Below are 21,063 nucleotides of genomic sequence, written 5' to 3' on the forward strand. Positions count from 1 at the left end.
TTGCCCCCTTGGACCGGTTCGGGACGGAGTGAACCGAGTCCGTCCAAGGGGGGCCCGTACGGGGGGCCCGGCAAGGTACCGTCGATAGGCAAGCACCCGGGTCCGTGGAGCAATACGGATCCCAGGCGAAGGGGAAGCACCTCGTGGCACGCATCGGTGACGGCGGCGACCTGCTCAAGTGCTCATTCTGCGGGAAGAGCCAGAAGCAGGTGAAGAAGCTCATCGCGGGACCTGGTGTGTACATCTGCGACGAGTGCATCGACCTCTGCAACGAAATCATCGAGGAGGAGCTCGCCGAGACCTCCGAGGTGCGGTGGGAGGAGCTCCCGAAGCCGCGGGAGATCTACGAGTTCCTGAACGGCTATGTCGTCGGCCAGGAGCCCGCCAAGAAGGCCCTGTCGGTCGCCGTCTACAACCACTACAAGCGGGTGCAGGCGGGCGAGAACGGCCCCGGCCGCGGCGATGAGGGCATCGAGCTCGCCAAGTCCAACATCCTGCTGCTCGGGCCCACCGGCTCCGGCAAGACGCTGCTCGCGCAGACCCTGGCCCGGATGCTCAACGTCCCCTTCGCGTTCGCCGACGCCACGGCGCTGACGGAGGCCGGCTATGTCGGTGAGGACGTCGAGAACATCCTCCTCAAGCTGATCCAGGCCGCGGACTTCGACATCAAGAAGGCCGAGACCGGCATCATCTACATCGACGAGATCGACAAGGTCGCCCGGAAGAGCGAAAACCCGTCGATCACCCGCGATGTCTCCGGCGAGGGCGTCCAGCAGGCGCTGCTGAAGATCCTGGAAGGCACCACCGCCTCGGTCCCGCCCCAGGGCGGCCGCAAGCACCCGCACCAGGAATTCATCCAGATCGACACCACCAACGTCCTCTTCATCGTCGGCGGTGCCTTCGCCGGGCTGGAGAAGATCATCGAGGCCCGGTCCGGCGCCAAGGGCATCGGCTTCGGCGCCACGATCCGCTCCAAGCGGGAGATCGAGTCCAAGGACCAGCTCCAGGACGTGATGCCGGAGGACCTGGTGAAGTTCGGGATGATCCCGGAGTTCATCGGCCGTCTCCCCGTCCTCACCTCGGTCCACAACCTCGACCGCGAGGCCCTGCTCCAGATCCTGGTCGAGCCGCGCAACGCGCTCGTCAAGCAGTACAAGCGCCTCTTCGAACTCGACGGCGTGGAGCTGGACTTCGACCGCCCGGCCCTGGAGGCCATCGCCGACCAGGCCATCCTCCGGGGCACCGGCGCCCGCGGTCTGCGCGCCATCATGGAGGAGGTCCTCCAGGCGGTGATGTACGAGATCCCGTCCCGCAAGGACGTGGCCCGCGTCGTCATCACCGAGGACGTCGTCCACTCGAACGTCAACCCGACCCTGGTCCCGCGCAACCGCGGCGAGTCGGGGGAGCCGCAGGAGAAGAGCGCGTAAGACGCGCCCGTAGTTGATACCGAACCGCCCGGCAGCGTCCAAGCTGCCGGGCGGTGGTGTGTGGGGGCCTACTTCTCCTTGCGGACCTCGTCGCGGACCTTGGCAGTCTTCTCGGAGAGCTGCTCGGCGGTCAGCGGCTCGGAGCCGGCCGGACCGTTGGTCGCCGGGGCGGGCTGGGACTGCACGATGCCGATCGCGCTGTTGTCGCCCCAGATGCAGACGGAGACCTGCTGGGACGCGCTGACGCCACTCATGGTGACCGTCGCCTTCTGCACCTTGCACTTCATCACGGCGCCGTCGAAGCCCTCCGGCGAGAACTCGGTGACCGGCGTGACCGTCTCGATCTTGGCCCGCGCGGCGTTCGGGTCCTTCTTCTGGTTCTCCTCCAGCTTGGCGAACGTCTGGTCCACGGCGGTCTCCGGGTCGTTCACCGTGCCGTAGACGCCCACCACCACGAGTTGCTGCTTGGCGGCGTTCATGTACCCGCCCTGAACAGCGGTGGCGTCGGTGATCCCCATCGCCCGCAGTTCCTTGTCATCGGAGAAGTCCTTCTGCGGCTTCCCGCCGGAGCGGTCCGGCACCTTGCTGTACTGCGCGCTCAGCAGCTTCTCCGGCAGCGAGATGGTGTACGGCTTCACATCCCCGCCCGAGCCGAAGACGAAGTACGCGCCCACGCCGATCGCCGCGACGACCGCGACCGCGCCGATGATCAGGCCGATCTTCTTGCCGTTGCCGCCGCTCTCCTCCGGGCCCTGCGGAATCACGCCGTAGGGCGTCTGCTGGCCGCCGTACGGGGCCTGCTGGCCGTAGGGCTGGGCGGCCTGCTGGGGGTAGCCGTAGCCCTGCTGAGGGGGCGCCTGGCCGGCCTGCTGGGGGTAGCCGTAGCCCTGCTGCGGAGGCACCTGGCCGCCTTGCTGCGGGTAGCCGTAACCGGGCTGGGGGGCCGGTGGCTGCTGCGGCTGGCCGTACGGGCCCGGCTGCGGGGGCTGCTGGCCGTACGGGCCGGGAGGCGGCTGGTTGAAGCTCATGGTGCGGTTCCCCTCGTGACAACTGAATTCAGTTGAGTTCTGCGTGTGAAGTTCTGGGTGCTGTTGAAGCGCTGCCGACATCCTGTACGACGCCGCTGACAGCCGTTGCCCCGGGGGCGAAACCGATTCGAAGCTGCTACATCCGCGCCCGTACACTGTCCGGCGTGACCGAGAACTCTCAGCAGAGCAAGCACAGCGCCCCCGAACTGCCGACTCAGTACACGCCGGCCGATGTAGAGGGGCCGCTGTACGAGCGCTGGGTAGAGCGGGGTTACTTCGAGGCGGACGAGAAGAGCGACAAGCCGCCGTACACCATCGTCATCCCGCCGCCGAACGTCACCGGCTCCCTGCACCTGGGGCATGCCTTCGAGCACACCCTCATCGACGCGCTCACCCGCCGTAAGCGCATGCAGGGCTACGAGACCCTCTGGCAGCCGGGCATGGACCACGCCGGTATCGCCACCCAGAACGTCGTCGAGCGGGAGCTGGCCAAGGAGGGCGTCTCCCGGCACGACCTGGGCCGTGAGGCGTTCGTCGAGCGGGTCTGGCAGTGGAAGAGCGAGTCCGGCGGACAGATCTCCGGCCAGATGCGGCGCTTGGGCGACGGTGTCGCCTGGTCGCGTGAGCGGTTCACGATGGACGAGGGCCTGTCCAAGGCCGTCCAGACGATCTTCAAGCGGCTCCATGACGACGAGCTGATCTACCGCGCCGAGCGCATCATCAACTGGTGCCCGCGCTGTCTGACCGCCATCTCGGACATCGAGGTGGAGTACCAGGAGGACGACGGCGAGCTCGTCTCCATCCGGTACGGGGAGGGCGACGCGTCGATCGTCGTCGCCACCACCCGGGCCGAGACGATGCTGGGTGACACCGCGGTCGCCGTCCACCCGGAGGATGAGCGGTACGCCCATCTCATCGGCACCGAGATCGAGTTGCCGCTGACCGGCCGCCGGATCCCGGTCGTCGCCGACGAGCACGTCGACCCGGAGTTCGGCACCGGCGCGGTCAAGGTCACCCCGGCCCACGACCCGAACGACTTCGAGATCGGCCGCCGGCACGGGCTGCCCAACCTCGCCGTGCTCGACGAGCGCGGTGTCATCACGGCGCACGGCCCCTTCCAGGGCCTGGACCGCTTCGAGGCCCGTTCCGCGATCGTCGGCGCGCTGCGCGCCGACGGCCGGATCGTCTCCGAGAAGCGCCCGTACACCCACTCCGTCGGGCACTGCTCGCGCTGCAAGACCACCATCGAGCCGCGGCTGTCGATGCAGTGGTGGGTCAAGGTCGGCCCGCTGGCGCAGGCCGCGGGTGACGCGGTCCGCGACGGCAAGGTCAAGATCCACCCCAAGGAGATGGAGTCCCGCTACTTCGGCTGGGTCGACAACCTCCACGACTGGTGCATCTCGCGGCAGTTGTGGTGGGGCCACCGGATCCCGGTCTGGTACGGGCCGGAGGGTGAGGTCGTCTGCGTCGGACCGGACGAGGAGCCGCCGAGCGGCGAGGGCTGGCACCAGGACACCGATGTCCTCGACACCTGGTTCTCCTCCGGGCTGTGGCCGTTCTCCACGCTCGGCTGGCCGGAGCAGACCCCGAGCGTCGAGAAGTTCTATCCGAACTCGGTCCTGGTCACCGGCTACGACATCCTCTTCTTCTGGGTCGCCCGGATGATGATGTTCGGGCTGTACGCGATGGACGGCACCCCGCCGTTCCACACCATCGCGCTGCACGGCATGGTCCGTGACCAGTTCGGCAAGAAGATGTCCAAGTCCTTCGGGAACGCGGTCAACCCGCTGGACTGGATGGATTCCTACGGCTCGGACGCCGTCCGGTTCACGCTCGCCCGCGGTGCCAACCCCGGTGTCGACGTCCCGATCGGAGAGGACTGGGTCCAGGGTTCCCGTAACTTCGCCAACAAGATCTGGAACGCCACCCGGTTCGCGCTGATGAACGGTGCGACGGTGGAGGGCGAACTCCCGCCCGCCGAGCAGCTGTCGGCGACCGACCGGTGGATTCTGTCCCGGCTGAACTCGGTCGTCGCCGAGGTCGACGCCTACTACGACGACTACCAGTTCGCGAAGCTGTCGGACACCCTCTTCCACTTCGCCTGGGACGAGGTCTTCGACTGGTACGTCGAGCTGTCCAAGACGACCTTCATGGCGGGCGGCCCGGCCGCCGAGGTCTCGCGCCGGGTGCTGGGCGAGGTCCTGGACGTCACCCTGCGGCTGCTGCACCCGGTCGTCCCGTTCGTCACCGAGACCCTGTGGACGGCACTGACCGGTGGCGAGTCGGTCGTGATCGCCGACTGGCCGAAGGACTCCAGCTTCCGGGACGCGGCGGCCGAGCGCGAGATCGAGACCGTTCAGCAGGTCGTGACCGAGGTCCGCCGGTTCCGCTCCGACCAGGGGCTCCAGCCGGGCCAGAAGGTCCCCGCGCAGCTGGAGCTGTCCGGTACGGCGCTGGCCGCGCACGAGGCCGCGATGCGCTCGCTGCTGCGGCTTCAGCCGGCCGGTGACGAGTTCAGCGCCACCGCCTCGCTGCCGGTCGCGGGCGCCACGGTCGCCCTGGACCTGTCCGGTGCCATCGACGTCGAGGCGGAGCGCAAGCGCCTGACGAAGGACCTGGGCGCGGCCGAGAAGGAGAAGGCGCAGGCCACCGCCAAGCTCGGCAACGAGGCGTTCCTGGCCAAGGCGCCGGAGAAGGTCGTGGACAAGATCCGCGGCCGGCTGGAGGCCGCGGAGGCGGACATCGTCCGGATCACCGCGCAGCTGGCGGCCCTGCCGAAGGCGTAACGGCGGCAGACCTCGCAGGACCTCGCAGGCCCCTCGTCCGTACGGGCGGGGGGCCTGCGCCGTTGTGGGGCACCGTCCGCGGCCGGGCGGCTCCCAGCGAGGGTACGGGCGGTGTTCCGGGCGTTCTCATCGCGCTCTCATCTGGCCGAGGCACGGTGGTCCGGAATGCCGTAGTGGCGGCAGCCCCGCATGTCCCGTACCTGAGGAGCCGCGCCCGATGAACAAACCCCTGCGACGGGCCGCGGTCTTCTGTCTGGCCCTGATCGTCGCGCTGATGGGCTGGGTGACCTGGCTCCAGGGCGCGAAGGCGAGCGACTACAAGGAGGACCCGCACAATCCGCGGGTGACGATCGGCAAGTACTCGGCGCCGCTGGGCAACCTCCTCGTCGACGGGGAGCCGGTCACCGGCTCCGCCGCCACCTCCGACACGCTGAAGTACAAGCGCACCTACAAGGACGGCCCGCTGTACGCGCCGGTCACCGGCTTCACCTCGCAGATCTTCGGCAGCAATCAGCTGGAGAGCCTCTACGGCGACCTCCTGGACGGCTCCGACAGCCGGCTCCAGACGCCCGCCGACGCGCTGACCCGCCAGCGGGCCAAGGGCGGCGACGTGGCCACCACCATCGACGCCGCGGTGCAGAAGGCCGGCTACCGGGCGCTGGGCGGCAAGAAGGGCGCCGCCGTCGCCATGGACCCGGCCACCGGGCGGATCCTCGGCATGGTGAGCACCCCGTCGTACGACCCGGGGACCTTCGCCGGGTCCGACGGCGCCGACCAGAAGGCATGGCGGAAGATGTCCGGCGACACCGAGGACCCCGAGGTCAACCGGGCGCTGCGGCAGCCGCTGCCGCCCGGCTCCACCTTCAAGCTGGTGGTCGCCGCGGCCGCGCTGGAGAACGGCCTGTACTCCTCGGTGGACGAGCCCACCGACAGCCCCGACCCGTACACGCTCCCGCACACCCGCACCGAGCTCACCAACGAGAACCGGGCCGCGCCCTGCAAGAACGCGGACATCCGCACCGCGCTCCAGTACTCCTGCAACACCGTCTTCGCGAAGATGGCCGTCGACCTGGGCAAGGACAAGGTGAAGGCGCAGGCCGAGAAGTTCGGCTTCAACGACGGCAAGGTGGACACCCCGGTGCGGGCCGGCAAGAGCGTCTACCCCGGGAACATGGACGAGGCGCAGACCGCGCTGTCCGGAATCGGCCAGTTCGACGACCAGGCGACCCCGCTCCAGATGGCGATGGTCAGCTCGGCCCTCGCCAACGGCGGCGAGCTGAAGACCCCGCAGCTGGTCGACAAGCTGACCGACGGCGGCGGCAACACCGTCCAGGGCAACGAGCCGAAGACCTACCGCGATGACAAGGCCATGTCGGCGCGCACGGCGCAGCAGCTGCGGTCGGCGATGCAGACGGTCGTGGACAAGGGCACCGGCTCCGGCGCGAAGATCGGCGGACTGACCGTGGGCGGCAAGACCGGCACCGCTCAGCACGGCGTCGACAACAGCGGGACGCCCTATGCCTGGTTCGTCTCGTACGCCGAGGACGGCAAGGGGCACCGGGTGGCGGTGGCCGTGATGGTCGAGGACGGGCACGCCGCCCGCAACGAGGTCTCCGGCAATGGGCTGGCGGGTCCGATCGCGCGGGCCATGATGAAGGCGGCGCTGCCGTCGTAGCCGGCCCGGCCCCCGTCCCCGCCCCGTTCCCGGCCCCCGGCGCAGGGGCGCACGCCGGGGCGCGGCCCGGGCCGGCCGCCCCCGGCCGCAGTGCGGTGCCGGGGAGGGCGACGCAGCGCACCGCTGTCACACGTGCCTCGTAGACTGGTCGGCGTGAGCGAGCGCCCCCAGAACGACGACCCCGACCCGAACGACGCCTTCGACGAACTGGTCGAGGCGGAGACCGACCGTGACCCCGATCTCGCGGTGATCGAGGCCGGCAGCCGGACCCTGCGCGCGCAGGCCGGCCCGCCGCAGGGGGACGGGATCCCCGCCCGGCCGGCCGACCCCGAGGTCGACCGCGCGCTGCGCGCCGTCGAGGAGGAGCTGGCGGGCCGCTGGGGCGAGACCAAGCTGGACCCGTCGGTGCAGCGCATCGCCGCGCTGATGGACATCCTCGGCTCCCCGCAGCGGGCCTACCCCTCCATCCACATCACCGGCACCAACGGCAAGACCAGCACCGCCCGCATGATCGAGGCCCTGCTGTCCGCCTTCGACCTGCGCACCGGCCGCTACACCAGCCCGCATGTCCAGTCGATCACCGAGCGGATCAGCCTGGACGGCGGCCCGATCCCCGCCGAGCGCTTCATCGAGACGTACCGGGACATCGCCCCGTATGTGGAGATGGTCGACAGCCGGGAGGAGTACCGCCTGTCGTTCTTCGAGGTGCTGACGGCGATGGCGTACGCGGCCTTCGCGGACAGCCCGGTGGACGTCGCGGTCGTCGAGGTCGGCATGGGCGGCACCTGGGACGCGACGAACGTCATCGACGGCGATGTCGCCGTGGTCACCCCGATCTCGCTGGACCACACCGACCGGCTGGGCGAGACGCCCGAGCAGATCGCCGGCGAGAAGTCCGGGATCATCAAGAAGGACGCCACGGTCGTGCTGGCCCAGCAGCCGGTGGACGCGGCGTCGGTGATGCTCAAGCGCGCGGTCGAGGTGGATGCCACGGTCGCCCGCGAGGGCATGGAGTTCGGGGTGCTCTCCCGTGAGGTGGCCGTCGGCGGGCAGATGCTGACGCTGCGCGGCCTGGGCGGCGAGTACCCGGAGATCTTCCTTCCGCTGTACGGCGCCCATCAGGCGCACAACGCCGCGGTGGCGCTCGCCGCGGTCGAGGCGTTCTTCGGCGTCGGCTCGGAGCACGCCCGCACGCTCGACATCGACACCCTCCGCTCCGCGTTCGCCGCCGTCACCTCGCCCGGCCGGATGGAGGTCGTGCGCCGCAGCCCGACGGTGGTGCTGGACGCGGCGCACAACCCGGCGGGTGCGCGGGCCGCGGCCGAGGCGGTCACCGAGGCGTTCGGGTTCAGCCGCCTGGTCGGCGTGGTCGGCGCCAGCGGGGACAAGGACGTACGGGGCTTCCTGGAGGCCTTCGAGCCGATCTTCGCCGAGATCGTGGTGACCCGTAATTCCAGCCATCGTGCGATGGATCCGGACGAGCTGGCGGCCGTCGCCGTTGAGGTCTTCGGTGCCGAGCGGGTCCAGGTGGAGCCGCGGCTCGACGACGCCCTGGAGGCGGCGATCACCCTCGCCGAGGAAGAGGGCGAGTTCTCCGGCGCCGGTGTGCTGGTGACCGGCTCGGTGATCACGGTCGGCGAGGCCCGGCTGCTGATGGGGAGGGCCTGAGCATGCGCACGCTGTGTGCCAGCACTCTGATAGGCGAATTCTTCGTGATCGGCTTCGCCGGTCTGGTCGCGATGCAGATGACCGAGCTGTCCCCGGCCACGATCTGGCTGGTCAGCGGAATCGGGATGCTGCTGAGCCTGCTGCTGTGCGGGATGCTGACCCGTCCGGGTGGCGTCCAGCTCGGCTGGGCCCTCCAGGCCGCCCTGATCGCCAGTGGCTTCGTGGTGCCGACGATGTTCTTCCTGGGTGCGGTCTTCGCCGCCCTGTGGTGGGCGTCGGTGCACTTCGGCCGCAAGATCGATGAGGCGAAGGCCCGTTGGGCGGCGCAGTCCGAGGCTGCCGACGAACCGGCCGGCAAGCCCGCCTAGAGCCCGTTCCCCGGGGCGTCCCGGAGGCCGGGGGCTGCGCCCCGTGGCGCCGTGTACCCCATGTAGCCTCAATGCACCCGCTGACCGTTGTTCATATCCAGGGAGTCCCTCCGTGAGCCAGCGCACCCTCGTCCTTCTCAAGCCTGACGCCGTCCAGCGCGGTCTGGTCGGCGAGATCATCGGCCGGATCGAGAAGAAGGCCGGCTGGACGATCAGTGCGCTGGAGCTGCGCAGCCTGGACCGCGAGATCCTGGAGCAGCACTACGGCGAGCACGTCGGCAAGCCGTTCTACGAGCCGCTGGTCGCCTTCATGGCCTCCGGTCCGGTCGTTTCGATGATCGTCGAGGGCGAGCGGGTGATCGAGGGCGTACGGGCGCTCGCCGGTCCGACTGACCCGATTGCCGCGCCGAGTGGGTCCATTCGTGGGGACTTCGGAACGATCACCCGGGAGAATCTGATCCATGCGTCGGATTCCGAAGAGTCCGCCGAGCGTGAGATCAAGATTTTCTTCCCCGGCATTTCCTGACACTTCATCAGCTGTACACCCCCCGTGACCTGGGGCGACCGAAGAAATCATCGGTCGCCCCTTGGTGTATACGACACGATCGGGGGAACGCATCACCGCGACACGACGTCACCATTGAGGGGGGCGGGTGCGTGTACGGCTGACAATGGCGGAACAGCCTCCCGACGTGTTCGAGTGGGCGCACTACGAACTACGATGGAGGCTTCCGCGCCTCACAGCGCATCACCTCCTGCCGACCTCCAGTAAGCATTCGCTCCAGTTGGGAAGGCCAGACGTATCCTCATGGGGAACAACATGTCGTTCATCGGCCGTGACATGGCTGTCGACCTCGGGACCGCCAACACGCTGGTGTACGTCAGGGGCCGCGGAATCGTCCTCAACGAGCCGTCGGTCGTGGCCATCAACACCAACACCGGCGGGATCCTCGCGGTGGGTGCTGAGGCGAAGAAGATGATCGGGCGCACGCCCGGCAACATCGTCGCCGTACGGCCCCTGAAAGACGGCGTGATCGCCGATTTCGAGATCACCGAGCGGATGCTCCGCTACTTCATCCTGAAGATTCACAAGCGGCGCTATCTGGCCCGTCCGCGGGTCGTCGTGTGCGTCCCCTCCGGCATCACGGGAGTGGAGCGCCGTGCGGTGATCGAGGCCTCGACCCAGGCCGGCGCGCGCCAGGTCCACATCATCGAGGAGCCGATGGCCGCCGCGATCGGGTCCGGTCTGCCGGTCCACGAGGCCACCGGCAACATGGTCGTGGACATCGGCGGCGGTACCACCGAGGTCGCGGTCATCTCGCTCGGCGGCATCGTCACCGCGCAGTCCATCCGGGTGGCCGGCGACGAGCTCGACAACGCGATCATCCAGCACATCAAGAAGGAGTACAGCCTTCTGCTGGGCGAGCGCACCGCCGAGAGCATCAAGATCACCATCGGTTCGGCCTACGACCTGGAGCAGGACGAGCACACCGAGATCCGCGGCCGGGACCTGGTCTCCGGTCTGCCGAAGACCGTGGTGATCTCGGCCGCCGAGGTCCGCAAGGCCATCGAGGAGCCGGTCAACTCCATCGTCGACGCGGTCAAGACGACCCTCGACAAGTGCCCGCCGGAGCTGTCCGGTGACGTCATGGACCGCGGCATCGTGCTCACGGGTGGCGGTGCCCTGCTCCGCGGCCTCGACGAGCGGCTGCGCCGCGAGACCGGTATGCCCATCCACATCGCCGAGGACCCGCTCGACTCCGTCGCGCTGGGCTCCGGCAAGTGCGTCGAGGAGTTCGAGGCGCTCCAGCAGGTCCTCGACTCCCAGCCGCGCAGGTAGCAAGGCCGGGGAACCGGCCCGCGCCGCGGCCGCCGCTCGGCGGCCGCGGGGGCCGGGCCCCCGGCACCAGCGGCCGGTCCGTCCGCCGGACCGGCCGGCACACGGGCGCAACACCCCGACAGACACGGTGCCCTGACGCTTCACCGGCCGGCACCGTCACACAGGCACAACGCTCAACTCCCGAACGAGACCGGCGGGGCCCGCAGCCGGCCGGTCCTACGAGGAAGGACACGGCCGCCGCACGTGAGGGACACACGAGAGAGCCGGCTGCTGCTGGTGCTGCTGGTCGCGATCGCGTTCGCGCTGATCACGGTCGATATCCGCGGCGGCGAACAGTCCCCGCTCGATGGTGCCCGGCAAGCCGCCGCCTCCGCCTTCGGCCCGGTCGAAAGCGGTGTCGCCCGCGTCGTCGACCCGGTCGGCAACGCGGTCGGTGCCGTACGGGACTCCGGCCGGCGGCACAACCGGATCAGCAAGCTGGAGCACGAGAACGAGGCGCTGAAGGCCAAGCTCGGCTCCTCCGACCGGAACCGCAGCCGCGCCGCCGAGCTCGACAAGATCCTCAAGACCGCCGGCACCGGCCAGTACGCCATCAAGGGCGCCCAGGTCATCGCCATCGGCTCGGCCCAGGGCTTCTCCTGGACCGTCACCATCGACGCCGGCAGCCGGGACGGCATCCGCCGCGACATGACCGTGCTCAACGGCGACGGTCTGGTCGGCCGGATCACCACCGTCGGCGCCGACACCTCCACCGTCCTGCTGGCCGCCGACCCCGACTTCACCGTCGGCACCCGCATGGAGAAGACCAACGAGATCGGCTTCGCCAACGGGCAGGGCGTCCGCTCGCTGCGCGTTCAGCTTCTCAATGGCCGGGCCAACATCAAGAAGGGCGACCGCCTGGTCACCTTCGGCTCCAGCAAGGACAAGCCGTTCGTGCCCGGTGTGCCCGTCGGCAGGGTCGTCCGGGTCGAGCCGTTCAACGGGGATCTGACCCGCAACCTCCAGGTCCGGCCGTTCGTCGCCTTCTCCCAGCTCGACATCGTCGGCGTCGTCGTCCAGCCGCCCCGCGAGGACCCGCGCGACACCGTGCTGCCGCCGCGGCCCGCCAAGCCCAAGCCCACGCCGACGGTCACCGTCACGGCCACCCCCTCCGCGAGCGTCCCTCCCAGGAGCTGACCGATGCGCATCAACCGGATTCTGCTCTCGGCCCCGCTGGTGGTCGTCGCCCTCGTCATCCAGGTCACCATCCTCGCCAGACTCCAACTGCCCGGCGCCGTACCCGACCTGCTGCTGCTCGTGGTGGTCGGCCTGGCGCTGGTCTACGGCCATGTCGGCGGCGCGCTCGTCGGCTTCTTCGCCGGACTGCTGGCCGACCTCGCCCCGCCGTCCGACCACGCCATCGGCCGCTATGCGTTGGTGCTGTGCGTCATCGGCTACGCGGCCGGCCTGACCAAGCCGGAGACCGGCCGGCACCGCTCGGCGACGCTGCCGCTGATCGTCGTCATCGGCGCCGCGATCGTCTCGACGCTGATGTACGCGGGCGTCGGCGCCCTGGTCGGCGACACCGCCGCCCGGCACGTCGGCATCGTCGGACTGCTGCTCAGCGCCACCCTCTACGACCTGCTGCTGGCCCCGTTCGTGGTTCCCCTGGTGATGGCGCTGGCGCGCAGAACCGAGGGCGAGCCGCTGACCGGCGACGGCACCACCGGCCCGAGCGGCTCCGGCACCTCCGGATACGGCTGGCTCACCACCGGCACCGGCCTCAAGGCCAGCCGCGGCGCCATGAAGTCCGTGCGCTCGGGGGCCCGGATCGGCAGCCAGCGCGGCGGTCTGCTCGGCAAGTCGGCCCGCGACAAGGTGGGCCGCATCAAGGGGGTCAAGCGGCTGTGACGCTCCCTCGTCCTTCGACCACGACCCCTCATGGAGGCGCGGCGCGCCATGAGTAATCTCCCGGAATCCCGGACCTCCCGGGTCAGCGTCCGGCTCATCGCGATCCAGATCCTGGTCTTCTCGCTGTTGCTCACCCTCGGCGGCCGGCTCTGGTATCTGCAGATCCGCAATGGCACGGAGTACGCCACCGAGGCCAGGAACAACCACGTCCAGCAGGTCATCGAGCCCGCCACCCGCGGCTCCATCCTCGACGCGCGCGGGGTGCCGCTGGCCGACAACCAGACCCGTCTGGTGGTCTCGGCCAGCCGTACCGAGCTGCTGAAGATGAAGGACGACGGCAAGGCCGTGCTCGGCCGGCTGGCCAAGGTGCTCGGCATGTCCGAGAAGGAGATCCGCAACAAGGTCCGGCTCTGCGACGCCAAGACGCCGCAGCCGTGCTGGAACGGCTCGCCGTACCAGCCGATCCCCATCACCGACGAGGCCACCACCCAGCAGGCCCTGCAGATCCGCGAGCGCTCCGAGGACTTCCCCGGCATCAGCGCCGAGCCGACCGCCGTCCGCCGCTACGCCGCCCCGGGCGACGCCAACACCGCCCAGGTCCTCGGCTATCTCTCGCCGGTCACCGACGAGGAGATCAAGAAGGCCGAGCACAGCCGTTCACCGCTGCTGCGCTCGGACCAGATCGGCCGGTCCGGTCTGGAGCGGACGTACGACGACGCGCTGCGCGGCAAGGCCGCCGTCACCCGCTACGAGGTCGACAACCTCGGCCGGGTCATCGGGCAGGCGAAGAGCGAGAAGGGCAAGGCCGGCGCCAGCGTCGTCACCAGCATCGACGCCCGGGTGCAGGGCCTGGCGGAGAAGCAGCTGGACCAGGCCATGAAGGACGCCCGTAAGGAGCACGACAGGAACACGGGCACCAACTACAAGGCCGACTCGGGCGCCGTCGTCGTCATGGAGGCGAAGACCGGCCGGGTGGTGGCGATGGCCTCCAACCCCAGCTACGACCCCAACGCCTGGGTCGGCGGGATCTCGGGCAAGGACTACGGCCGCCTCACCGGCAAGGACTCCAACTACCCGCTGCTGAACCGCGCCATCCAGGGGCAGGCCGCCCCCGGCTCGATCTTCAAGGTCATCTCGACCGCGGCCGCGGTCAACGCGGGCTATGACTTCAACGGCCACTACCCCTGCACCAGCTCGTACAGCATCGGCGGCCAGACCTTCAAGAACTTCGAGTCGCAGAGCCATGGCGCGATCAGCCTCGGCCGGGCGCTGGAGGTCTCCTGCGACACCGTCTTCTACCGGCTCTCGCACGACGAGTGGCGGAAGGACGGCGGGGACAAGCCGAAGAAGGACGCCAAGAACTGGTTCTACAAGACCGCCCACCAGTTCGGCCTCGGCAAGGAGACCGGCATCGACCTCCCGAACGAGGTCACCGGCCGGGTCCCCGACCGCAAGTGGAAGAACGCCTTCTGGAAGGCCAACAAGGCGGGCTGGTGCGAACAGGCCAAGGCCTGGCCGAAGAAGAAGGACTTCGGCACCAAGCTCGCCCGGGAAGGCTGCCTGGAGGGCATGAAGCTGCACGCCTACGACTCGATCAACTACGCCATCGGCCAGGGCGACACCCTCGTCACTCCGATCCAGATGGCGACCATCTACGGTGCGATCGCCAACGGCGGCACGCTCTACAACCCGACCGTCGGCAAGGCCGTCATCAGCCCCGACGGCAAGCACATCCAGCGGGTCAAGCCCCAGTCGCACGGCCGGCTGCCGGTGACGCAGAAGACCCTCCATCAGATGGACGGTGCCCTCGCCGGTGTCGCCACCCGCGGTACCGCCGCCTGGCGGTTCGGCGGCTGGCCGCAGGACAAGATCCCGATGCACGCCAAGACCGGTACGGCCGAGGTCTACGGCAAGCAGACGACCTCGTGGTTCGCGACGTACACCAAGGACTACACGATCGTCATGACCATCTCCCAGGGTGGTACCGGCTCCGGCGCCTCCGGCCCCGCCGTGCGCAACATCTACAACGCGCTGTACGGCGTCGACGAGAAGGGCGGCATCGACCCCAAGGCCGCGCTGCTCCCGAGGCCGGAGGCGAAGCTGCCCAAGATCGAAAATGATGGCGCCATCCAGTCCCAGCCCATCAAGCCGTATGCCCCGCCGTCGCCGTCGCCGTCCGCATCGGAGAGCCCACGATGACGACCAGCCACACCTCCCGGGCGTTCTCGATCCGGCGCTACACCCCTGAGCTCGGCACCTGGGGCAAGCTCACGGCGCGCGATTCGGTGCTGCGCAAGCTGGACTGGATACTGCTGCTGTCCTGCCTGCTGCTGTCGCTGATCGGCTCGCTGCTGGTCTTCTCCGCCACCCGCAACCGCACCGAGCTCAACAAGGGCGACGAGTACTACTTCTTCCTGCACCACCTCCTCAACGTCGGCATCGGCCTGGCGCTCGCCGGCGGCACGATCTGGCTCGGCCACCGCACGCTGCGCGGCGCCGTCCCGGTCCTCTACGCCCTCTCGGTCGTGCTGGCGCTGCTGGTGCTGACCCCGCTGGGCGCCACCATCAACGGCTCGCGGTCCTGGCTGGCGATCCCCGGCGGCTTCTCCCTCCAGCCCGCCGAGTTCGCGAAGATCACCATCACGCTGGGCATGGCGATGCTGCTGGCGTCCCGGGTCGACGCGGGGGACCGGCCGCACCCCGACCACCGCACCGTCGTCCAGGCCCTGGCGCTGGCCGCCGTCCCCGTCGTCGTCATCATGCTGATGCCCGACCTCGGCTCGGTGATGGTGCTCGGCGCCGTGATCCTCGGGGTGCTGCTCTCCTCCGGCGCCTCCAACCGCTGGATCCTCGGACTGGTCGGCACCGGTGTCGTCGGCTGTGTCGCGGTCTGGCAGCTCGGACTGCTCGACGACTACCAGATCGCCCGCTTCGCCGCCTTCGCCAACCCGAGCCTCGACCCGGCCGGCGTCGGCTACAACACCAACCAGGCGCGGATCGCGATCGGCGGCGGCGGGCTGACCGGATCCGGTCTCTTCCAGGGCAGCCAGACCACCGGTCAGTTCGTCCCCGAACAGCAGACGGACTTCATCTTCACCGTCGCCGGTGAGGAACTCGGTTTCCTGGGCGCGGGCCTGATCATCGTGCTGCTCGGGGTGGTCCTGTGGCGCGCCTGCCGGATCGCCCGGGAGTCCACCGAGCTCTACGGGACGGTCGTGGCCGCCGGCATCATCGCGTGGTTCGCCTTCCAGTCCTTCGAGAACATCGGCATGACCCTCGGGATCATGCCCGTCACCGGCCTGCCGCTGCCCTTCGTCTCCTACGGAGGCACCTCGATGTTCGCGGTCTGGATCGCGATCGGGCTGCTCCAGTCGATCCGGGTGCAGCGCCCGCTGTCCGCCTCCCGCTGACCTCGCGTCAGTGCTTGAGGTGCAGTTCGAACCAGAGCGAGGGGGACCGCGGCAGCCCGCCGAACGGGGTGGTGCCCCAGTCGTCGGAGAGCTCGCCGACCAGCAGCAGCCCGAGATCGGCGTCCCGCTCACCGGTCACCGCGGCCGGCCGGGGAATCCGGACCGGCGCCTCCTCGTGCACGCTGATCCGCAGGCCGTGCCCGGCGGTCAGCAGCCGCAGCAGGATGTCCGCGGACCGTGGCGTCCGCAGATGGGCGCTGGTCACCGCCTCCGAGGTGAGCAGTACGGCGGCGTCGGTGAGCGGGGCGAGCGGGGTGCGGCGCAGCACCGCGCGGACGAAGTCGCGGGCGGCCTTCGGAGCGCGGGGGGTGCTCGGCGTGCTCAGGAGATGCGGGCGGGCGCCTGCCGCGACGCGGATGGCCGGCCGGGTGACGGGTGCGGTCTGGGGGTGCACGGGTGTCTCCCTCCCCGAAGGGGTCGAGTACGCGCCCATTGCCACTCTGCGTGGCGGGCTCGTCACACACGGTAAGTCACGCGATACGGCGAGTGCTACCCGCTCCGGCGGTTTCCGGCCCCGTGACGGCTTCCCCGTCCTGGCGGGTGGTCCCGGCCGGAAGGGGTGACTAGATTCGATGCATGGCGGACACCGTGCGGGAAATCGAGCGGAAGTACGAAGCCGACGACAAGACCCAGCTGCCCGACCTGGCCGGAGTCGACCGGGTCACCGCCGTGGTGGAAGCGGGCACCGAGGATCTCGACGCCGTCTACTACGACACCGCCGACCAGCGCCTCGCCGCCGCCGGCGTCACGCTGCGCCGGCGCACCGGCGGCCGGGACGCGGGCTGGCATCTGAAACTGCCGGTCGCGCCCGGGGTGCGGGACGAACTGCGGGCGCCGCTGTCCGAGACGCCGCCCCCGGAGTTGACCGCGCTCGTACGCTCCCGGGTGCTGGACGGGGAACTGGTCGCCGTCGTACGGCTGCGGACCCGGCGCACGGTCCGGGTGCTGCAGGACGCCGCGGGCTCCCCGCTCGCCGAGGTGGCGGAGGACGCGGTGCGCGCCTGGCCGGCGGCCGGGGCCGTCGACGCCGGGACGGCCGGAGCGGGGCGCCCCGGGGCCCGCTGGCGCGAGATCGAGGTGGAGCTGGTCGGGGACGGTGGCGCCGGGCTGCTGGACGAGCTCGGCCGGGTCCTGACCGCGGCGGGGGTGCGCCCCGCCTCCGCGGCGTCGAAGCTGGAACGGGCGCTGGCCGAGACGGGCCAGGGCCGCGACGGGGTCGCGCCGCACCTCCCCGGGCCGGACGGGCTGCCCACGCATGGCTCCGGCAAGGCCGCCAAGGCGAAGGCCAAGGGCAAGGCCAAGGCCAAGGGCAAGAAGGGCGCCGGGAAGGGCGGGAAGAAGGGGCAGACCGCCGGTGACGTCGTGCTGCGCTATGCCCGCGAGCAGGTGCGGCTGATCATCGAGCTGGACCCCGCGGTACGGCGGGACCTGCCGGACGCGGTGCACCGGATGCGGGTCGCCACCCGCCGGCTGCGCAGCGCCTTCCGCTCGTACACCAAGGTGCTCGACCGCGCCGCCACCCGCCCGATCGGCGTCGAACTCAAGTGGCTGGCGGCCGAGTTGGGGGTGGAGCGGGACCGAGAGGTGCTGACCGAGCGGCTGCGGGAGGGGCTGGCCGAGGTGCCCGGGACGCTACGGCTCGGCCCCGTGGACGCCCGGCTGCGGATCTGGTCCGAACGGCGCCGGGCCGGCGCGCGGGACCGGCTGCTCGACGTCCTGGACGGGCCGCGCTACCTGGCACTGCTGAAGACCCTGCACGCCCTCCTGGAGGAGCCGCCGCTGCGCCGGGCCGCCGGCCGCCCGGCGCCCGAGGTCGCGGCCGGGGCCGTGCTCAAGGACTACCGGCGGCTGGCCCGCCGTACGGAGGCCGCGCTGGCCGCACCGGCCGGGCAGGAGCGGGACGAGGCGCTGCACGGCGCCCGCAAGGCGGCCAAGCGCACCCGGTACGCGGCGGAAGCGGCCCGCCCGGCGCTCGGCCGGCCGGCGAAGAAGTTCGCCAAGCGGACCAAGCGGGTGCAGCAGCTGCTGGGCGACCACCAGGACAGCGTGGTGGCCCGCGGCGCACTGCGCGAGCTGACGACCCAGGCCCAGCGCGCCGGTGAGGGGGGCTTCACCTTCGGGCTGCTGTACGGGCGCGAGGAGGCCCTGGCCGCGGACCGGGAGCGGACCCTGCCGGACGTGTGGCGGAAGGCATCGCGCCGTAAGCACCGGGCCGCGCTGCGGCCGTGACCTGCGCCGGAGCCGGGGCGTCAAGGGCTTCGCGCGGAGCACGTTAGGCTTGAGGGTCACCCCTGCCCGCTGATGAAAGATCACCACGATGCCTGTCGAGTCGGTCTTCCCGCGTCTGGAGGCCCTCCTCCCGCACGTGCAGAAGCCCATTCAGTACGTCGGTGGCGAGCTCAACTCCACAGTCAAGCCGTGGGACGAGTGCGATGTCCGCTGGTCGCTCATGTACCCGGACGCGTACGAGGTCGGTCTGCCCAACCAGGGCGTCATGATCCTCTACGAGGTCCTCAACGAGCGCGAGGGCGTGCTGGCCGAGCGCACGTACAGCGTGTGGCCGGACCTCGAAGCGCTGATGCGTGAGCACGACGTCCCGCAGTTCACGGTCGACGCGCACCGCCCCGTCGGCGCCTTCGACGTCCTCGGTGTCTCCTTCTCGACCGAGCTGGGGTACACCAACCTCCTCACCGCCCTGGACCTGGCCGGTATCCCCATGGAGGCCAAGGACCGCACGGAAGACCACCCGATCGTCCTCGCCGGCGGCCACGCGGCCTTCAACCCCGAGCCGATCGCGGATTTCCTGGACTGCGCGGTCGTCGGTGACGGTGAGCAGGCGGTGCTGGAGATCACCGAGATCATCCGCGCCTGGAAGGCCGAGGACCGGCCCGGCGGCCGCGATGAGCTGCTGTTCCGCCTCGCGAAGACCGGCAGCGTCTACGTCCCCAAGTTCTACGACGTCGAGTACCTCGCCGACGGGCGGATCTCCCGCGTCGTGCCGAACCGCTCCGGCGTCCCGTGGCGGGTGTCCAAGCACACCGTCATGGACCTCGACGAGTGGCCCTACCCCAAGCAGCCGCTCGTCCCCCTGGCCGAGACCGTCCATGAGCGGATGTCGGTCGAGATCTTCCGTGGCTGCACCCGCGGCTGCCGTTTCTGCCAGGCCGGCATGATCACGCGCCCCGTACGGGAGCGAAGCATCACCGGCATCGGCGACATGGTGGACAAGGGGCTGAAGGCCACGGGATTCGAGGAGGTCGGCCTGCTGTCGCTGTCCTCCGCGGACCACACCGAGATCGGCGATATCGCGAAGGGGCTCGCCGACCGGTACGAGGAAGACAAGATCGGCCTGTCGCTCCCGTCGACCCGGGTCGACGCCTTCAACGTCGATCTTGCCAACGAGCTGACGCGCAACGGCCGTCGCTCGGGTCTGACCTTCGCGCCCGAGGGCGGCTCGGAGCGGATGCGCAAGGTCATCAACAAGATGGTCTCCGAAGAAGACCTGATCAGGACCGTCTCCACGGCCTACGGCAACGGCTGGCGGCAGGTGAAGCTCTACTTCATGTGCGGTCTGCCGACCGAGACCGACGAGGACGTGCTCCAGATCGGCGACATGGCCGTCAAGGTCATCGCCGAGGGCCGCAAGGTCTCCGGGCAGAACGACATCCGCTGCACGGTCTCCATCGGCGGCTTCGTCCCCAAGCCGCACACCCCCTTCCAGTGGGCGCCGCAGCTGTCGGCGGAGGAGACCGACGCCCGGCTCGAAAAGCTCCGCGACAAGATCCGCGGCGACAAGAAGTACGGCCGCTCCATCGGCTTCCGCTACCACGACGGCAAGCCCGGCATCGTCGAGGGCCTGCTCTCGCGCGGCGACCGCCGCGTCGGCTCGGTCATCCGCGCCGTCTACGAGGGCGGTGGCCGCTTCGACGGCTGGCGTGAGCACTTCTCCTACGACCGCTGGATGAAGGCCGCCGAGGAGACGCTGCCCGCCTTCGGCGTGGACGTCGCCTGGTACACCACCCGTGAGCGGGAGTACGAGGAGGTCCTGCCCTGGGACCACCTGGACTCCGGTCTCGACAAGGACTGGCTCTGGGAGGACTGGCAGGACGCCCTCGACGAGACCGAGGTCGAGGACTGCCGCTGGACCCCGTGCTTCGACTGCGGCGTCTGCCCCCAGATGGACACCGAGATCCAGATCGGCCCGACGGGCAAGAAGCTGCTGCCGCTGACGGTCGTCAAGTAGCGCTTCCCGTACGCCACTTCGGCTCGGCCCCCGCACCCGCGGGTGGCCGGGCCGTCGCGTACTCCCGCACAATATGGCGATGTCACCACGGCTCATCGCGCCCACCGTCGCCGTCCATGCCTCCTTCCTCGCGGCGATGGACGAGTTCCGGGCCGACGGTGCCGGGACGGTCGCGCACTCCAACATGGCCCAGGAGCTGAGGAGCTGGGCCAGTCGCTGGCCGACCGCTGAGGGGTTCGCTGAGTACGTCGAGCAGGCCGGCGGGGTGGCGAGCGAGGAGCGTGTCGACGGCGTGGTTCCCAGGACCACCCGCTGGTGGGTGGACGGCGACACCTATCTGGGCCGGGTCACCTTCCGTCACCAGCTCACCCCCTCGCTCCTCACCTGGGGTGGCCATATCGGCTACGGGGTGCGTCCCGGTGCCCGGCGGTGTGGCCATGCCACCGCGATGCTGCGCGCCGCACTGCCGGTCGCCCATCACGAGCTGGGTATCGACCCGGTGCTGGTCACCTGCGACGACTCCAACACCGGCTCACGTAAGGTCATCGAGGCCTGCGGCGGGATCTTCGAGGACCGGCGGGACGACAAGCTGCGCTACTGGTTCCATCCGGCCGCGGCCACCGCCGGGCCGTAGCCGTCACGGCGCATCTGATGTACCGAAGTACAGA

General features: G+C 70.0%; 16 protein-coding genes. 14 read left to right on the forward strand and 2 right to left on the reverse strand.

The genetic code is table 11. The annotated features are described in order from the left end of the window. Positions 1–143: 143 nt before the first annotated feature. Positions 144–1,427 (forward strand): ATP-dependent Clp protease ATP-binding subunit ClpX, encoded by a 1,284-nt coding sequence (gene clpX / locus ACZ4XD_RS27520; RefSeq protein ID WP_129279243.1) that lies wholly within the window; start codon positions 144–146, stop codon positions 1,425–1,427. A gap of 68 nt (positions 1,428–1,495) precedes the next feature. Here the strand turns inward: clpX and ACZ4XD_RS27525 are convergent, their stop codons facing one another. Next, the gene (locus tag ACZ4XD_RS27525; protein WP_468046408.1) at positions 1,496–2,455 is read right to left on the reverse strand and encodes a hypothetical protein; all 960 of its coding nucleotides are present in this window, start codon (positions 2,453–2,455) and stop codon (positions 1,496–1,498) included. Between the two features lie 164 nt (positions 2,456–2,619). Between ACZ4XD_RS27525 and ACZ4XD_RS27530 the strand changes: the two genes are divergently transcribed. The 10 genes from ACZ4XD_RS27530 (at position 2,620) to rodA (ending at position 16,092) form a co-directional block, all read left to right on the forward strand. Then, positions 2,620–5,241 carry a valine--tRNA ligase gene (locus ACZ4XD_RS27530; RefSeq protein WP_468046410.1) on the forward strand — a complete coding sequence of 874 codons (2,622 nt, stop codon included), beginning with the start codon at positions 2,620–2,622 and terminating at the stop codon, positions 5,239–5,241. Between the two features lie 217 nt (positions 5,242–5,458). Then, entirely contained in the window at positions 5,459–6,916 is a 1,458-nt protein-coding gene (locus ACZ4XD_RS27535; RefSeq protein ID WP_468046412.1) for a peptidoglycan D,D-transpeptidase FtsI family protein, read from the forward strand. A gap of 153 nt (positions 6,917–7,069) precedes the next feature. Then, complete coding sequence (gene folC, locus ACZ4XD_RS27540) at positions 7,070–8,584, forward strand: bifunctional tetrahydrofolate synthase/dihydrofolate synthase (protein ID WP_468046414.1); 1,515 nt, start codon at positions 7,070–7,072, stop codon at positions 8,582–8,584. Positions 8,585–8,586: 2 nt separating this feature from the next. Next, positions 8,587–8,952: a DUF4233 domain-containing protein gene (locus ACZ4XD_RS27545; protein ID WP_468046416.1), complete on the forward strand. Its 366-nt coding sequence runs from the start codon at positions 8,587–8,589 to the stop codon at positions 8,950–8,952. Positions 8,953–9,064: 112 nt separating this feature from the next. After that, entirely contained in the window at positions 9,065–9,478 is a 414-nt protein-coding gene (gene ndk, locus ACZ4XD_RS27550) for a nucleoside-diphosphate kinase (protein WP_468046418.1), read from the forward strand. A 294-nt stretch (positions 9,479–9,772) separates the two neighbouring features. Continuing rightward, the gene (locus tag ACZ4XD_RS27555) at positions 9,773–10,792 is read left to right on the forward strand and encodes a rod shape-determining protein (RefSeq protein WP_003985182.1); all 1,020 of its coding nucleotides are present in this window, start codon (positions 9,773–9,775) and stop codon (positions 10,790–10,792) included. A gap of 243 nt (positions 10,793–11,035) precedes the next feature. Continuing rightward, complete coding sequence (gene mreC / locus ACZ4XD_RS27560; RefSeq protein ID WP_042154773.1) at positions 11,036–11,968, forward strand: rod shape-determining protein MreC; 933 nt, start codon at positions 11,036–11,038, stop codon at positions 11,966–11,968. A gap of 3 nt (positions 11,969–11,971) precedes the next feature. Beyond that, complete coding sequence (gene mreD / locus ACZ4XD_RS27565) at positions 11,972–12,682, forward strand: rod shape-determining protein MreD (protein WP_468046420.1); 711 nt, start codon at positions 11,972–11,974, stop codon at positions 12,680–12,682. A 48-nt stretch (positions 12,683–12,730) separates the two neighbouring features. After that, complete coding sequence (gene mrdA / locus ACZ4XD_RS27570) at positions 12,731–14,881, forward strand: penicillin-binding protein 2 (RefSeq protein ID WP_468046422.1); 2,151 nt, start codon at positions 12,731–12,733, stop codon at positions 14,879–14,881. Continuing rightward, a complete protein-coding gene (rodA, locus tag ACZ4XD_RS27575) occupies positions 14,878–16,092 on the forward strand; it encodes a rod shape-determining protein RodA (protein WP_468046424.1) in 1,215 nt (404 codons plus the stop codon). Before mrdA ends, rodA begins: the two co-directional genes overlap by 4 nt. 7 nt (positions 16,093–16,099) lie before the next feature. Here the strand turns inward: rodA and ACZ4XD_RS27580 are convergent, their stop codons facing one another. Then, complete coding sequence (locus ACZ4XD_RS27580) at positions 16,100–16,546, reverse strand: ATP-binding protein (RefSeq protein WP_468046426.1); 447 nt, start codon at positions 16,544–16,546, stop codon at positions 16,100–16,102. Positions 16,547–16,728: 182 nt separating this feature from the next. Here ACZ4XD_RS27580 and ACZ4XD_RS27585 point away from each other — a divergent pair, with 182 nt between their 5' ends. From ACZ4XD_RS27585 to ACZ4XD_RS27595, 3 genes are all read left to right on the forward strand, one after another. Then, on the forward strand, positions 16,729–18,381 hold the full coding sequence (locus tag ACZ4XD_RS27585) for a CYTH and CHAD domain-containing protein (protein ID WP_468046428.1): 1,653 nt from the start codon (positions 16,729–16,731) through the stop codon (positions 18,379–18,381). 88 nt (positions 18,382–18,469) lie between these two features. Then, the gene (locus ACZ4XD_RS27590; RefSeq protein WP_042154762.1) at positions 18,470–20,395 is read left to right on the forward strand and encodes a TIGR03960 family B12-binding radical SAM protein; all 1,926 of its coding nucleotides are present in this window, start codon (positions 18,470–18,472) and stop codon (positions 20,393–20,395) included. Between the two features lie 79 nt (positions 20,396–20,474). Continuing rightward, entirely contained in the window at positions 20,475–21,029 is a 555-nt protein-coding gene (locus ACZ4XD_RS27595) for a GNAT family N-acetyltransferase (RefSeq protein ID WP_468046431.1), read from the forward strand. The last annotated feature ends 34 nt before the right edge of the window (positions 21,030–21,063 follow it).

Source organism: Streptomyces sp. NPDC029466 (assembly GCF_055574515.1).